The organism is Arthrobacter sp. HLT1-20 (genome assembly GCF_054510895.1).
Genome location: NZ_JBTNDR010000056.1, coordinates 1 through 15,531 on the forward strand (window position 1 = coordinate 1; position 15,531 = coordinate 15,531).

General features: G+C 64.6%; 11 protein-coding genes. 10 read left to right on the forward strand and 1 reads right to left on the reverse strand.

Annotation, left to right across the window (positions count from 1 at the left end):
* Positions 1–272 precede the first annotated feature (272 nt).
* Entirely contained in the window at positions 273–1,622 is a 1,350-nt protein-coding gene (tgt, locus tag ACX80Q_RS18055; protein WP_459331922.1) for a tRNA guanosine(34) transglycosylase Tgt, read from the forward strand.
* 66 nt (positions 1,623–1,688) lie between these two features.
* Here tgt and ACX80Q_RS18060 read toward each other — a convergent pair whose 3' ends face one another.
* On the reverse strand, positions 1,689–2,408 hold the full coding sequence (locus tag ACX80Q_RS18060; RefSeq protein WP_459331923.1) for a queuosine precursor transporter: 720 nt from the start codon (positions 2,406–2,408) through the stop codon (positions 1,689–1,691).
* Between the two features lie 215 nt (positions 2,409–2,623).
* Between ACX80Q_RS18060 and ACX80Q_RS18065 the strand changes: the two genes are divergently transcribed.
* From ACX80Q_RS18065 to ACX80Q_RS18105, 9 genes are all read left to right on the forward strand, one after another.
* Positions 2,624–3,520 carry a hypothetical protein gene (locus ACX80Q_RS18065; protein WP_459331924.1) on the forward strand — a complete coding sequence of 299 codons (897 nt, stop codon included), beginning with the start codon at positions 2,624–2,626 and terminating at the stop codon, positions 3,518–3,520.
* A gap of 279 nt (positions 3,521–3,799) precedes the next feature.
* A complete protein-coding gene (locus ACX80Q_RS18070) occupies positions 3,800–4,654 on the forward strand; it encodes a MurR/RpiR family transcriptional regulator (RefSeq protein ID WP_459331932.1) in 855 nt (284 codons plus the stop codon).
* 100 nt (positions 4,655–4,754) lie between these two features.
* The gene (locus tag ACX80Q_RS18075) at positions 4,755–5,978 is read left to right on the forward strand and encodes an amidohydrolase (protein WP_459331925.1); all 1,224 of its coding nucleotides are present in this window, start codon (positions 4,755–4,757) and stop codon (positions 5,976–5,978) included.
* Complete coding sequence (locus ACX80Q_RS18080) at positions 5,975–7,333, forward strand: DUF3100 domain-containing protein (protein ID WP_459331926.1); 1,359 nt, start codon at positions 5,975–5,977, stop codon at positions 7,331–7,333. The genes ACX80Q_RS18075 and ACX80Q_RS18080 overlap by 4 nt, the downstream gene beginning before the upstream one ends.
* A gap of 19 nt (positions 7,334–7,352) precedes the next feature.
* The gene (locus ACX80Q_RS18085) at positions 7,353–8,498 is read left to right on the forward strand and encodes an alpha/beta hydrolase (RefSeq protein WP_459331927.1); all 1,146 of its coding nucleotides are present in this window, start codon (positions 7,353–7,355) and stop codon (positions 8,496–8,498) included.
* A 142-nt stretch (positions 8,499–8,640) separates the two neighbouring features.
* Positions 8,641–10,095, forward strand: coding sequence for a DUF3375 domain-containing protein (locus ACX80Q_RS18090; protein WP_459331928.1), 1,455 nt, complete (start codon positions 8,641–8,643; stop codon positions 10,093–10,095).
* Positions 10,092–10,811: a DUF4194 domain-containing protein gene (locus tag ACX80Q_RS18095; protein WP_459331929.1), complete on the forward strand. Its 720-nt coding sequence runs from the start codon at positions 10,092–10,094 to the stop codon at positions 10,809–10,811. The genes ACX80Q_RS18090 and ACX80Q_RS18095 overlap by 4 nt, the downstream gene beginning before the upstream one ends.
* The gene (locus ACX80Q_RS18100) at positions 10,808–14,275 is read left to right on the forward strand and encodes an ATP-binding protein (protein ID WP_459331930.1); all 3,468 of its coding nucleotides are present in this window, start codon (positions 10,808–10,810) and stop codon (positions 14,273–14,275) included. The genes ACX80Q_RS18095 and ACX80Q_RS18100 overlap by 4 nt, the downstream gene beginning before the upstream one ends.
* The gene (locus tag ACX80Q_RS18105) at positions 14,272–15,426 is read left to right on the forward strand and encodes a DUF3322 domain-containing protein (protein ID WP_459331931.1); all 1,155 of its coding nucleotides are present in this window, start codon (positions 14,272–14,274) and stop codon (positions 15,424–15,426) included. Before ACX80Q_RS18100 ends, ACX80Q_RS18105 begins: the two co-directional genes overlap by 4 nt.
* Positions 15,427–15,531 lie beyond the last annotated feature (105 nt).

Below are 15,531 nucleotides of genomic sequence, written 5' to 3' on the forward strand. Positions count from 1 at the left end.
ACTGGCAACCCACGGACGCTATGACATAGCACGTCCCGGCCCTCACCAACGGCGGACGGGCACGAAACCCAACCACCCTCACCTCATATTGTCTATCGCAGCAATGGCTGGATTTTCGCGGACGCTATCGCACCGGCTGCGATAACGTTTCGCAAAAGTTGACCATTGCTGCGAGAGGGTCCGGCAAAAAATGACCATTGCCGCGATAGCGTTTGGGGTTGCGTTGGACACCTTCGGCCCGGGCCGCCGGCAAAGACTGGCAAAATGGAACCATGTCCTCCCCTGAAACGCTCACGAATTTCCTTGCGCCCGATCCCACAGGCGCACCCGGCACCGTCCCAGCCCGTCCGGCGTCGCAAAGTGAATTTGGCTTTGAAGTCACCACGCGGCTGAACGAGACGTGCACGCCGTCGCCTGAGGCGATCGAGCACAACGGCGGGGCGTTCCAAGGCCGCACGGGCGTCATCACCACTCCACACGGCACCATCAAGACACCCGCCTTCATTGCGGTGGGCACCAAGGCAACCGTGAAATCGGTGCTGCCGGAGTCCATGACGGAGCTGGGCGCCCAGGCGCTACTCTCCAACGCGTACCACCTGTACCTGCAGCCGGGCGCGGACATCCTGGATGCTGCCGGCGGGCTGGGCAAGTTCATGAACTGGCAGGGCCCCACCTTCACCGACAGCGGCGGATTCCAGGTCATGAGCCTTGGCTCCGGCTTCAAGAAGGTCATCAACATGGACGCCGTGGCGTCGTCCCCCCAGGCCGGTGCCGACGATTCGGTGGCCGTGGGCAAGGAGCGCCTGGCGCACATTGACGATGACGGCGTCTGGTTCAAGTCGCACCTGAACGGGGACATGCACCGCTTCACCCCCGAGGTGTCGATGCAGGTCCAGCACCAGATCGGCGCGGACATCATGTTTGCCTTTGACGAGCTGACCACGCTGCTGAACTCGCGCGGCTACCAGGAGATGTCCCTGGAACGGACGCGGTTGTGGGCGCTGCGCTGCATTGCCGAGCACTTCAGCCTCACCGAGGAGCGCGTGGGCAAGCCGTACCAGGCCCTGTTTGGCGTGATTCAGGGCGCCCAGTATGAGGACCTGCGCCGCAAGGCCTCCCACGATCTGGGCCAGATGAACTTTGACGGCTACGGCATTGGCGGGGCGCTGGAGAAGGAAAACTTGGGCACCATTGTGCGCTGGTGCTCCGAGGAACTGCCGGAGAACAAGCCGCGGCACCTGCTGGGCATCTCCGAACCGGACGACATTTTCACGGCCATTGAAAACGGCGCCGACACCTTTGACTGCGTCTCGCCCACCCGGGTGGCCCGCACCTCGGCGTTCTACACCCCTGACGGCCGCTTCAACCTCTCCGGCGCCAAGTACAAGCGCGATTTCACGCCCTTGTCAGACGAGTGCGACTGCTACACCTGCGAGAACTACACGCGCGCCTACATCCACCACCTGTACAAGGCCAAGGAGATGGTCTCGGCAACGCTGATCTCCATCCACAACGAGCGCTTTGTGGTGAAGATGGTCGACGACGCCCGCCTCGCGATCGAGGACGGCACCTTCTTCGCGTTCAAGGCCGAGACACTGCGCCGCTACTACCCGAACCGGTAGGCCCTTCGCCGAGTCAGACCGAGCGCTGCGAGAACGCCGTTGCGCAACGTCTGACTCGGCGAAATCCTACGCTGAGTACGTCGGTTCGTGTCGCTTGAACCAGCCGATCGCCGCCGAGGTGACGGGGATCAGCGCGTACTGCACACCCACCTTGTAGAGGAAGCCGACCACCACGTAGTTGGCGAACATGCCAAAGCCCACGATGCCGATCACGGGCGCGGCCACGGCGCAGAAGATGAGCGTGTCCAAGAATTCGCCGGCGCCGCTGGAGCCCATGAGCCGAACCCAGAGCTTGCGCTCACCGTGACGGGCCTTCAGGCGCACCATGATCAAGGAGTTGACGGTCTGGCCGGCCAGGAACGCCAGCAGACTGGCCAGCACAATTTGCGGCACGGGGCCTAGGGCATCCTGCAGGGCCTGTTGCTTGGCCACGCCATAGTCGTCGGTGAAGCCGGGCAGCGCGATGATGACCCAGTAGCAAAGCGACGCGAAAATAGACAGCGCAAACGTGGTCAGAATGGCCTTGCGATTGACCTTGAAGCCGTAAATCTCACTGATCACATCCCCCAGAATGTAGGCAAACGGGAACAGGAAGAACCCGCCGTCGGTGATGATGGGACCAAATTGCACCCCCTTGGAGGCGCCAATGTTGGAGAGAATAACAATCACTGCCATGCACGCCAGCAGGATCCCAAAGTAGGGACTTCCGACGGCGGCGAAGGAGGGTGTGGCGCGGGCGCCAGCGGAAAGTGGGGTTGCCGAAGCATTGCTTTGCAGCGAGGACATGATGAAGTCTCAAATTTCTGTAGCTAAGTGGTTCGCTCATGCTGGCGTCTCCCCAGGGAGACCGGGCCGGCCGGCTGTATTATCACTGGACCCGTCTGCACCCGGGCCATCCCCAATTCTGCCATGAGCTGCTCTTTCTGCCCACCCGGACGCCATAGGGGTTAGGCTGAAACGGAACGCCGAATGCCGCAACAATGACGCTAGGAGTTACGCGCATGAATTACTGGTGGGTCAGCCACGGCCGCAACTATGAGTCAGCCATCGACGAGGGCACCCTCTGGAGTTGCCCGATCCCCGACGGGGATGCGGAGCGGGAAATCATCAAGGAGCTTCGCAAGGGTGACGTGGTTTTCAACTACTTCGGCCCCTATGTGCGGGCCATCAGCGTGGTCACGGAGGCGTGGCAGGACAGTCCGCGTCCCGCAGGCTATGAGCAGCATCTCGAGGAACCGGACCAGGGCTGGTTGGTGCGCACCCACCCCCTGGCCAAGAACCTGCAGTTGCACCGTGAACGCGCAGCCGACATTACGGCCGACGGCGGACCCGGGCCCTTCAACGCAGCCGGCAAACCTGCCCATCGCTACATTTCCGCCCTCTCCGCCGAGGAGGGCCAGGAGCTTCTGGCCGAGGCTGGTGTCACGGCCCCGCAATCCTCTGCAACGAGCCTGCGCGGCCTGCCCGGCAGTGTGTGGGGGGCCGATGAGCCGGACGAAAAGACCCTGACCACCATCCGCCTGGAACAGGCCCATCTGCGCAAGAACCTGTTGCGCGGACGGCTGACCGCCCCGTGCGCGCTGTGCGGGGAACAGTACCCGGCCAGGCTGCTCATTGCCGGCCACATCAAACCCCGGCCCGAATGCAACGACGAAGAGCGCATGGACTACGCGTCCAATGCCATGCTGACCTGCGCGCTGGGCTGCGACGCCCTGTACGAGTGGGGCTACATTGTGGTGGGTCCCGCCGGGCAGATCCAGGCCGGTCAGGCCGCGGAAACACCCCGCATCGAGGCGGCTGTTGAAGCCTTGGTGGGCGGCCACTGTGCCGCCTTCGACGAGCACACGGCGGAGGCGTTTGCGCAGAACCGGCGCCTCATGCTCGAACCCCAGCCGTAGGCCCCACCCGCTTCCCAACCCCGTCCAACGTTCGACGCCGGCACGCCCCATGTGCCGGCGTCGACTTGCGTGCGCCCGGAGTTTCCCCGCTGCACGCCACGTCAGGCACGTTCGCGGAAAGTGCCCAAAAATGGACATTTGGCAATTGGGATTGCAAATCTAAATTTCTGCAATCATAATTGCAGAGTGACCCACCTAACAGATCAGCCAGCGAATGTGCCTGACGCCACGTTGCCAAACCCAGCAGCGGGCCCCGACGCAAATGCCCCGCACGCCCGCATGGACCCCACCGGGCCGGGCGTTGATTGGCTCGATGACATCATGGCCGGCACCTCCCTCCCCAAGGCGCAGAGCCGTGTTGCGGATGTCATCATGCGCAATCCACAGCTGGCTTCCTACGCCGAGATTGCAGAGATCGCCGCCCGCGCCCAGGTCAACAACTCCACTGTGGTTCGCTCCGCCCAGGCCCTGGGATTTGCGGGCTGGCCGGACCTGCAACGCGAGTTGCGCTCACGGTACCTGGTGAAAATCTCCACCGAGGACACCTTGGTCCAGCACGGCGAGCACAGCAGCCCCCTGCGCGCCGCCCTGACCAGGGACATTGAAAACCTCCGCCTGACCCTGGACAGCAATGAACCCGCCGAGGTTGAGGCCACCATCGCCACGCTGGCCGCGGCGAAATCGATCCTGGTGGTGGGCCACGGCTCCTACGCGGCACCGGCAGGCGTCATGGCCCACCTGGGTGCCACCATGGGGTATCGCATCAGCGTGGAAAGCCGCGCGGGCGTGCACCTGGTCACCAGCACCAACTCCCTGGGCCCGGGCGACGTCATGGTGGTCATCAACATTTGGCGCTCCATCGGCCAGATGATCGCCGCCGCCGAGTCCGCACACCGTGCCGGGGCCACCATCATCGCCATCAGCGACATGCGCCGTGGCCGGCTGACCGCCATCTCCAAGCACCTGCTGATTGTCCCCTCCGAAGGCATCGCCTTCTTCCAATCCGTCACGGCCACCACCTCCGTGGTCTACGGCCTGCTCGCCGGCATGCAGGCCGCCCACCCGGAGCGCAGCCGGGAGACCATCCGCCGCTCCCAACAACTGTGGAAAGACCTGGACATCCACCTGGACTAGCCCCACCGACTCCCACCGTTCGCAAGCTCGCGGCGGGGCCCTCGCCGGCGTGGGCCCAACACCGTAACTCCCCTCCCGCCCCACCCAAGGAAACTCCACCATGAACCTGAGCAACATCACCGCCGCAGCAGCCGGCGTCCACGCCGAGCTGGCGTCCGGCGTCGACCATTGGCGTGAAAAAGTCCACGTCCTGGCCCGCGACATCCACGCCAACCCGGAGGTCTCCTTCGAGGAGGTCCGCGCCTCGGCAGCAATCGCCGCACTGCTGCGCGAGGGCGGCTTCGACGTTGAGATGGGCACCTCCGGACTGCCGACGGCGTTCACGGCCACCGTGGGCAGCGGCGAACTGACCGTTGCCCTGTGCATCGAATACGACGCCCTCCCCGGCATCGGCCACGCCTGCGGCCACAACCTGATCGCCGGTGCCTCCGTGGCTGCAGCCCTGGCACTGGCCCCGCTGGCCGACAGCCTGGGCATCACGCTCAAGGCCATCGGCACCCCGGCTGAGGAGCACGGCGGAGGCAAGGCCATCATGCTTGCTGACGGCGCGTTCGACGGCGTGGGCCTGTCCCTCATGGTGCACCCGGTCCAGGACGGCATCACCTACAACCCCGCCGGAACCAGCGCCCAGGCCGTGGGCCGCTACCGCGCCACGTTCACCGGCAAGGCCGCGCACGCCGCGGCCGCACCGCACCTGGGCGTCAACGCCGCCGACGCCGCCGTGCTGAGCCAGGTGGCCGTGGGGCTGCTGCGCCAGCAGATTCCGGGCGATCACCGCATCGCCATGTACGTGGCAGAAGCCGGCCACGTCACCAACATCATCCCCGAAAAGGCCGTGGTGGAATTTGAATGCCGCGCCTTCACGCTGCCGGAATACGAGTCCCTGCTGGTCCGGGTCCGGAACTGCTTTGAGGGCGCAGCCCTGGCCACAGGTACCGGACTTTCCATTGAATCCACCGAGCCCCTCTACGAGCCTCTGCTCCAGGACGACGAGCTCGCAGCCCACTGGACATCTGCCATGGACTTCTTCGGCAAGGACACCTCCCCGGCAGCCGGGCTGGGTGGCGGCTCCACCGACATGGGCAACATTTCCCAGGTCATCCCCAGCCTGCACCCGTGGCTGAGCATCCCCGGCGCCAACGTCCCCATCCACTCCCACGCCTTCGCCGCCCTGGCCGACACCCCGGCCGCCTACGACGTCATGTTTGAGGCAGCGGTGGCCTTGGCCTGGACCACGGCAGACGCCGCCAGCAACCCCGAACAACGCACCCGATTCATTGCCGCCGCCTACAGCCCGGCCCAATCCGAGGAATACACAGCATGAGCACTCGCACAGCACCCGCCAAAGTCGGGATGAAGGAAACACTGCCCATAGCCCTACTTGCCCTGATCATCGCCCTGGCCGTGCAGTTCATCGGCTCCGCGAAGATCAACGTCGGCATCGGCTCCATTGTCATCTTCCCCATGGTCTGGGGCTTGATCGCCGGCCTGCTGATCTCCGTGCAAAAGTTCAAGCCCCTGGGCCTGGATCTGCAAAAAGTTGCCTCCGCCCTGGTGGGCGTGGCGGTCATGCTGCTGGTGGCACGCCTGGCCTTCAACATTGGTCCCAGCCTTCCCGTCCTGATCAAGGCCGGCCCCGCCCTGCTGCTGCAGGAAATCGGTCACCTCCTGGGCACAGTCATGCTGGCACTTCCCCTAGCTGTGCTGCTGCGCATGGGCAAGGCAACGGTTGGCGCCACCTTCTCCCTGGACCGCGAACCGTCCTTTGCCATGGTCTCGGAAAAGTACGGTCCCGATTCCGATCAGTACCGCGGCGTTCTGGCCATGTACGTTTTCGGCACGCTCTTTGGCGCCGTCTTCATCACCTTGCTGACATCCCTCGTAGCCAACTGGGGTATCTTCAGCCCGCTGGCGCTGGCCATGGGCGCCGGCGTGGGATCCGGCTCCATGATGGCCGCCTCGGCAGCCAGCATCATTGAGGCGTACCCGGGCGACGAACAGGCCATTCTTGGCATGGCTGCCGTTTCCAACCTGATCACCACCATTCTGGGCGTCTACGTTGGCCTGTACGTTTCGCTGCCCCTGGCCGAAAAGTTCTACCGCCTGCTGACCCGCAAGAGCCGTGCCGCCGAAGCCCTCGTTGCCGCGAACGCCGTGGCCCCCACGGCTGAGCAGAGTGCCGCATCAGCTGCCGAGGACGAGGTCAACCGCGAATTCCGTGAAAAGGTGGCCCAGTCCTCCGCCGAGGTCAAGCTGCCCCTGTGGGTTTCCTTGAGCGTGCTGACAATTTTAGGTGTTGCCACAGCGTCCGTGGCCGCCAAGGGCCTGCACTGGAACGTCATTGGCGGCTACGCCGTGCTGATGGGTCTAGTCCTGCTGGGCTTGTTCCTGGGCAAGGTGTCCCGCAAGATCTCCGCCATCATCTGGATCACGACCATTGGTGCGTACATTTCCAGCCCCTGGTTCTTTGCTGGCGAGCCGCTGGTTGAGCTGGTCTCCGCCGTCGACTTCCTCTCCATCGCCACCGTCATGCTGACCCTGGCCGGTCTCTCCCTAGGCAAGGATGTTCCGTTGCTCAAGAACATTGGCTGGAAGATTGTCCCCGTGGGTCTGGTGGCCATCACGGCGTCGTTCCTGCTTTCAGCGGTCATCGCCGAGTTTGCGCTGGGTTTCTGGTAGGAGCCGCTAGCATCGAGCTATGACCTCATGGCAGCAGGATGTCCTCGGCCCGAACTTCCAACAGCTCACCCTCGAGCTGCCCGCCGGTTCGCCGGCCACGCTGGTCCGGTATGTGGGTGATGACCCGGAGTGGAAGCCGTCCTCCCTGACGGGGGCGGACGTCCTGTACGTCCATGGCTGGAGCGACTATTTCTTCCAGCGCGAACTTGCCGAATTCTGGCACCAGGCCGGCGCTAACTTTTACGCGCTGGATCTGCACAACTACGGCCGCAGCCTGCGCCCGGGACTTGTCCCGGGCCAGGTTGCTTCCCTGACCGAGTACGACGACGACATCGCCGCCGCACTCGCGGCCATGGGGCGGCGGGCGGTGAGTGAAGAAGCCCTGCCCCTGCCGGCCCCGGAGGAAGCTGCCGACGAGCAGTCCTTCGAAATTGCGTTCCTGGAGCAGGCCAAACAACGGCTCAGCGCCGCCTTTGATGCTTTAACGGGCCGCGAACGCCCCGCGCCGCACCAGGTCCCCCGCGAACGTCCGCTGGTGCTGCTGGGCCACTCCACGGGCGGGCTCACCTTGAGCTTGTGGGCGGCACGGCACCCCGACGCGGCAGCCGCCGTGGTCCTGAACAGCCCGTGGCTGGAATTTCAGGCCACGGAAATGGGCCGGGCCGTGGTGGCCCCGCTCATTTCCGCGCGTAGCCGCTTCAAGCCGCTGGCACCCCTGCCGCCCATCGATCCCGGTTTTTACACCCGTGCCGTGTCAAAACGGTACGACGGCGAATGGGACTACTCCCCGGAGTGGCGCCCGGACCGCGGATTCCCGGTAACGCCGGCATTTTTGAACGCCGTGTTCCAGGGGCAGGCGCAGCTGGCCCGTGGCCTGGGCATCAAGGCACCCGTGCTGGTTATGCTGTCCGACAAAAGCTATCTGCAACCCAAGTGGTCCGCCAACGCCCTGGCCGCCGATGTGGTCCTCAATGTTGACTCCGTGGCCAAGCGCTCCCTTGACCTGGGCCTCGACGTGACGCTGCACAGGATTCCCGGCGCGTTCCACGACGTGTTCCTCTCCCCCGCCGAGATCAGGGCCCAGGCCTACGCAGGCATGGGCCGCTGGGTGGAAGCAGCCCTGGACGCGGCGGCCCAGCGTCGCTGGCAGGAACAAACCAGTTAGTTCCGCACCCCGTTAGGCCCGGATGTGGCGCCACTGTGAAAGTGGCCCCACATCCGCCGGCAACCGTGCGCAGGCGCAACGTTCGGCTCCGTGCTGCATTCACAGTGCCGGACTTGTCCCATGTTCTGGCTAGGCTGATGGCGTGACTATTTTGCGCCCCGTCTTGGCGACTCAACGCCTGCTGGCCGACGAGCCTGCCTGGAAAATGCTCCGTGGCGGCAATGCGGCCATCGCCGTGGCGCTTTTAGGTGAACATTTGGGTGGGGAGGAACGCCGGCTGCTCGCCCCGGTTCTGTTTGAGCGCCTCGAGGAAGACCTGGAGGAGTTGCGTGGCCAGGGCCTGGATTTGCCCCAGACAGCCCAGGCCTACTGCACCAGTTGGCGCAATGACGGCATTCTGATCCGGCGCACGGCCGAAGACTCCAGGGAAGAAACCTTTGAACTGTCCCAGGGCGCACTAACAGCCATCCGCTTTGTGGGTCAGTTGGCCGAGCCGTCCGCGTCGGTCACGGAATCCCGGCTGGCCACCATCTTGGACCGGCTCCGGGTATTGGCCAGGGATACCGATCCCGACAAAACCACCCGGCTTGCCGCACTGTATGACGAGCGGGCACGCCTGGACGCGCACATTGAGCGGGTTGTAGCCGGCGAGGTGGATATCCTCTCTCCCGAACACGCCCTGGAGCGTATCCGTGACATCCTGACGCTGATCGAGGAAGTTCCGGCCGACTTTGCCCGCGTCCGCGCCGAACTGGAGAAGTTGAACAGGGGCCTGCGTGAACAACTCATTGAGCAGGAAGGCTCCCGCGGAACAGTCCTTGAAGACATCTTCCGTGGGGTGGATCTGCTCCAACAGTCCGAGGCGGGCCGCAGTTTCACGGGTTTCTACTCGCTGCTGCTGGACCCGGAACGCGGCCTGGAATTTGAGGACAGCGTCAACGGCATCCTGGACCGGCCGTTCGTGGACAGACTCAGCCCGTCACAGGCCCGGACCTTGCGCCGCATACTTCCCACCTTGCAGGACCGCAGCTCGGAAATTCACGGCGTCATGACCGCGTTTAGCCGCAGCCTGCGCCGCTTTGTCCAAAGCCAGGAATTTGTCCAAGACCGGCTCATTAACAAAAACCTCCGGGCCGCACTGCGGCACGCCCTGGAAACGTCTCAAACGGTCAAGTCCTTCGCAAAAACCGGCCTCACCCTCGATCTGACGAGCGTTCCCTTGACGTCAGTTTCGGCGCTGAAACCACACAACCCGGCAGATTATGAGTCCGCCCAGGACATTGTGCGGCACCAAAGCGAGGCCGTCAACATTGAGGAGCTGAGAGCACTGGCCCGCGCCTCCGAAATCGACATGACAGAGCTGACCGGCAACGTCAATGCCACTCTTGAGCAACTCCAGGCCGCCACCATCGCCGATGTTCTGCGCTTGTTCCAGGCAAGCCAAGGCGTGGCCAGCGTTGTTGGCCTGCTTGTTCTGGCGGAGGAAAACGGCACAAAGCTCGAGGGGCGCGAGGACCTGAACTGGACCTCATCCCAGGGATCTCCCATGCACGGTACCGTAAACCGTTATCTCTTCACCGACAGGATCACCGAATGAACCCCGCACCCGAGCACCCAGAAGCGATGCCTGCCGTTGGCGGGGAGGCTGCGGATCAGGCAGCTCCCGTGGCTCTCTGGGCGGGAGATTCCGGCACGCTCCGCGAGGCATCCAGACGCGCCCTGGTCCAGCTCCTACGCGGCCCGTACCTGTCCGCGGCCATTCACGGGCGGCAGTGGACGGCGCTGCTGGCTGATGAGGACGCCATCAGGGCCAGCCTGTCCGATCTGTTCCTAGAACTCGTCACCGATGACGCCGCGCAGGTGGCCTTTGTGCGCAATGCCGGCGCCGACATTGACGCCCCCAAGGTCATGCGCACGGCCACCCTGACGTTCCTGGACACGGCCCTGCTACTTCACCTGCGCCAGCAGCTGCTCCATGAATCCACCGGAAACAAGGCCATTGTGGGTGCCGATGAGGTGGCCGACCAGCTCCAGGTGTATCGGGGCAAGGATGGTGGTGACCCGGCCGGATTCGCCAAGCGCATTAGCACCTCATGGCAGAAGATGGTCAAGTACGGGCTGCTGTCTGCCACGTCCACCGAGGGCCGCTTTGTCATTTCACCGGTGCTGCGGCTCGTGTTTGGTCCCGAGGAGATCGCCGCGGTGCGCCACGAATACAGCCGGCTCGCGGAGGGCCTGTTGACAGAGAACATGGACGACGCCGGAGCCGCCTTGGGCGGTACGGCCACCGACGTTGCGGGGGAGAACGCATGAGCGCCAAGGCAACCCGGTTGAAACGCGGCAACAATTTGCGTCCGGGCCAGTGGCGCCTTGACCATGTGGAAGTGCTCAATTGGGGCACCTTCCAAGGCCACCACGCCGTGGACGTGGCCCGCAAAGGGTTCCTGCTGACGGGGCATTCCGGTTCCGGAAAATCCTCACTCGTGGATGCCATCGCCGCTGTGCTGACCCCGCGCGGCAAGCTGCACTTCAACGCCGCCGCCCAGGACACCTCAACCCGCGGGGATGACAGGAGCCTTGTCAGTTATGTCCGCGGCGCGTGGCGGCGCAGCGCCGACGAGGAAACCGGTGAAGTATCCAGCGACTATCTGCGCCCCGGAGCCACCTTCAGCGGTGTGCTGCTGCGCTACTCCAATGGTCTTTCCGAGGCCAAGCCCCTGCTGCTGATCAAGCTTTACCATCTGCGCCGTGGCTCCAACACGAGCGCGGATGTCAGTGAGCTGAGCCTGCTCCTGAATGAGGAGGCGTCGCTGCCCGACTTTGTGGAGCAGCTGCGCAGCGGCATTGAAACCCGGCGCATCAAGGCAGCCTGGCCGCAGGCCCTGATCATCACTGACAAGCATTCAGCGTTTGCCAGCAAGTTTTGCCGGGTTTTGGGCATCTCCGGGGAAAACGGCGTGCTGTTGCTGCACAAGACGCAATCGGCCAAATCGCTGGGCAGCCTGGACGACTTGTTCCGCTCCTTCATGCTGGACAAGCCCAAGACATTTGAGCTGGCAGAAAACGCCGTCTCGCAATTTGCTGAGCTGTCCGAGGCACACCGCTTGGTGGTGGAGGCCCGCAACCAGGTGACGCAGTTGGGCCTGCTCGAAGAACCCATCGCCCTGTTTGAGGGAAACATTGCGCTAGCGGCCGAGGCGGAAAGCCAAGGCACTGCGCTCCCAACATTCAAGGACGCGTGGCGGCTGGGACTGGCACAAGAGGCACGCAAGGGTGCCGACGCCGTCGTACATTCAACGCGGCACAATGCCCAGGTGGCCGCGGCACAGGTGGCCGAGTTGGCCGATGCCCACGCGCTGGCCCAACGCCAGGTTGACCAGCACGGCGGGGATGCCCTCAAGGCCCAGCGGGAATGGATCTCCATCGCCCAGGAGAAGGAGCGGAACATCCGGACCCGGCGGGCGGAGCTTGTTGCCCGGCTGGCCGAGGTCAATATTGGCTTTCCTGCCACTTTTGAGGACTTCCAAGAGCTGCGGGCCACCGTGGCAGCGGAACGCGCCGACTTCGATGCTGCCAAGTCGGTGCGCGAGGCAACCCTTTTGGCCATCCACGAGAAACGAGCCGGTTCCACGGCGCGGGTGCGCTCACTCGAAGCAGAATTGCAGTCTCTGCATCTACGCCGGTCCAATCTGGACGACAAGCTGATTCAGGCCCGCGCCCGGGTGGCCGAGGCTGCGGGGCTGCCCGTTTCGGCGTTCCCGTTTGCCGGTGAACTGCTGGAAGTGCGGAAGGAATTCAGCGCCTGGAACGGCGCCATTGAGCGGGTGCTGCGGCCCCTGGCCACGGTCATGCTTGTCCCGGCCACGCATTTGCCGCGAGTACGCGACGCCGTGGAGGAACTGTATTTGGGCACCCGGCTGGTGTTTGAAGCCGTGCCGCTGCGCTCCGAGGCGCCCCGGGCGGCCGCATCCGGGCGCTCACTTATCCACCGGGTGGAGGTGGCCCCCGGCCCCATGGCCGGCTGGCTCAATTCGGTGCTGTCGCGCAGCTATGACTACGAATGCGTTGAATCCCCTGCGGAGCTGGCCAACACCACACAGGGCGTGACGCTTGCCGGTCAGGTCAAACGTTCGGCCACCCGGCATGAGAAAGATGACCGCCACCGGGTGGATGACCGCAGCCAATGGGTCTTGGGCTTCGACAACCAAGACAAGATCGAGCACTTCACGGCCCTGGTCCAGGCAACCAGGGCCGAGGAAGCCGCGTACCGTCGCGAACTCGATGCCTGCCAAGGCGAGATCGATGCTGCCAAGAGCAGGATCGAGGCCTTGGCTGTTCTGCACGATTCGGACTGGGCGGACCTTGACGCCACGGCAGCCGAGGAGTTGCGCCGGTCTAGGGAGGAACGGCTGGCCCAGATGCTGGCGGCCAGTGGGGACCTCCGGGCAGCCGAGGCTGCCGCTGCGGAGGCGCACAAGCGGGTGCTTGCGGCCAAGGAGGCCGAAAGCACGTGCCTGAATGCCGCCGCCGCGGCCACCGCCGTCCTCACCGGCATCGGCGCCGTCGTCGATGAACTCAGCGCCACCGTTGACCTTTCCCGCCCCACACCGGCCCCTCTTGCCACGGCGCTGGAACAGCGCTTCTATGCTGTTCGGCGCAACATCACCCATGAGCGGATCAACGAGGTTGCCATGACGGTGGCAACCCAACTGGCCGCCGAGGAGAAAAAAGCCACAGCCTTGGCGGACAAGGCACGCACGTCCTTTGCCACGCTCGCCGGTGACTTCAATCGCCGCTGGCCGTCAAAATCGGCGGATCTCACCGCGGCCATCGAGGACAGGGCGGGCTACCTGGCGGTGTTGGCGGATTTGCGCGCGGACCGGCTGCCGGACTTTGAGGCCCGCTTCTTCGATCTGATGGAGCGCCAGTCGCAGCAAAACGTTGCCCAGCTGGCCAACGAGATTCGGCGCGCCCCTGCCGAGGTGCGGGAACGGATTGCCCCCGTGAACACCTCCCTGGGCCGTTCCGTGTTTGATGAAGGCCGTTTCCTGAAGATCACAGTCAAGGAAAACCGCACCGAGGCCGGGCGGACTTTTCTTGCCGATTTGCAGACCATCAGCGCCGGCTCGTGGGTGGAGGCCGAACATGGCGAGGCGGAGGCGAAGTTTGAGGTCATGCGCCGCATGATGGAGCGCCTAGCCTCGAGCGAGGTGGCGGATGCCTCGTGGCGCAACCAGTGCCTGGACACCCGCCTCCATGTGCGGTTCACTGCCGCCGAGGTAGATCCCGACGGCCATGTGGTCAACGTCCACGATTCCAGCGCCGGGCTCTCCGGCGGGCAGCGGCAAAAGCTCGTCACCTTTTGCCTGGCTGCCGCTCTGCGCTACCAGCTGGCCGATGAGGACTCGGACATCCCGGCCTACGGGACGGTCATCATGGATGAGGCCTTCGACAAGGCCGACAGCAAATTCACCCGCATGGCCATGGACATCTTCACCGAATTCGGCTTCCACATGGTGCTCGCCACGCCCCTGAAACTGCTCCAAACACTGGAGGACTACATTGGCGGAATGGCCGTGGTGACGTGCAAGGAATTCCAGGATTCCCACGTTGGTTCGGTCTCGATTGACAGTTCGGCTTCGATGGACAGAGCAGTTGAGCTGACGACGCCGGAACCTGGGACCCTGCCGGAGCTTGCCAACGCTTCGGCTGGCGAGCAAGTGGCTGCACTCGTTGCGGCACCGGAAGAACTGGCCACTGACGGGCAGCTCTTTTGATCCCCTCCCCCGTCACGCTCGAAGCGGCCCGTGCGCAGGCGGCCAAGAAGTACCAACGCCACTTTGGGCAGTGGGCCAGCGACGCTGCTTCGGCGGCACCGGTTTTTGCCCTGCCGCTGCACCCTCCCTCGGAGGCCCAAGCGCTCAAGCAGGGCCGGGCCGCCATCGACTGGGTCGGTTCGTGGTCCGGCGTTGAGGGAGTTCTCTGGGCCGGGCGGCAGTGGGCCAGCCTGGGCCGCCAAAGCGTGCCGGAACGGCTGGTGCTCAACTCCCCCTCCGACGTGGCCCGTTTCTGCGGGCTACTTGCCCATTGGCGCAGGATCAGCGAGCGGGCCTCGCGACTCATCGAGTGGGCGGCTGCAGGTCCACTGCCCACTGCCGAGGTTCAGGACTTTCCGGTGGCCGTTGCCCGTTCCGCGGCGGCGCTCGAGGCTTTGGGTGCCGCCGATTTTGCCCGCTTGGAGGGTGTTCTCGACTGGCTCCGGCAGCACCCCAGCTCCGGCCTGTATGTCCGTCAGCTGCCCATTCGCGGGGTGGATTCAAAGTGGGTTGGCGCGCATCGCGGGCTGGTGGAGCGTCTCCACGCGGCCGCCACTGGTGCCGAGGGATTGGGGCTGGCCGCGGCGCCGGGCACCATTCGGGTTCGCTTCCTGGATCCCGGGCTGGCACCGGGCGGATTGGCTGATGTGAGTGCGCCTGCTGCGTCATGGGCAGCCCTTGCAGTGTCACCGCGGACCGTGTTTGTGTTTGAAAACCTGGAGTCCGTGCTGGCCATGCCGCCCATGGCCGGGGCCGTGGTGGTGCACGGTTCGGGCTACGCCGTGGACCGGCTGGCGGCCATTCCGTGGATTTGCCGTGCGCACATTGTCTATTGGGGAGACCTGGACAGCCATGGATTCGCCATCCTGAACCGCTTCCGGGCCTACGGGCTGGCCGTCACCACTGTTCTGATGGATCTGCCCGTCCTCGATGCGTTCGTGGACTTGTGTGTGCCCGAGCCAAAGCCCGCCGTGGGCACTTTTGCCCATCTGCTGCCTGCCGAGCTGGGCGTCATGGCGGAATTGGCGGCCCGTGGCCATGTCAGGCTGGAGCAGGAACGCCTGGAGTGGCGCTATTGCCTCGCGGCGCTTGAGTCCGCCAGAATCCAGTAGCCCCGCGCCCCATTAGGCCCGGATGTGGGGGAAACTTTCACAGGGGGCCCCACCCCCCCGACAAAATCCGCAAGAGCAAAGAACTACTTTCCCCTTTCCTTTCTC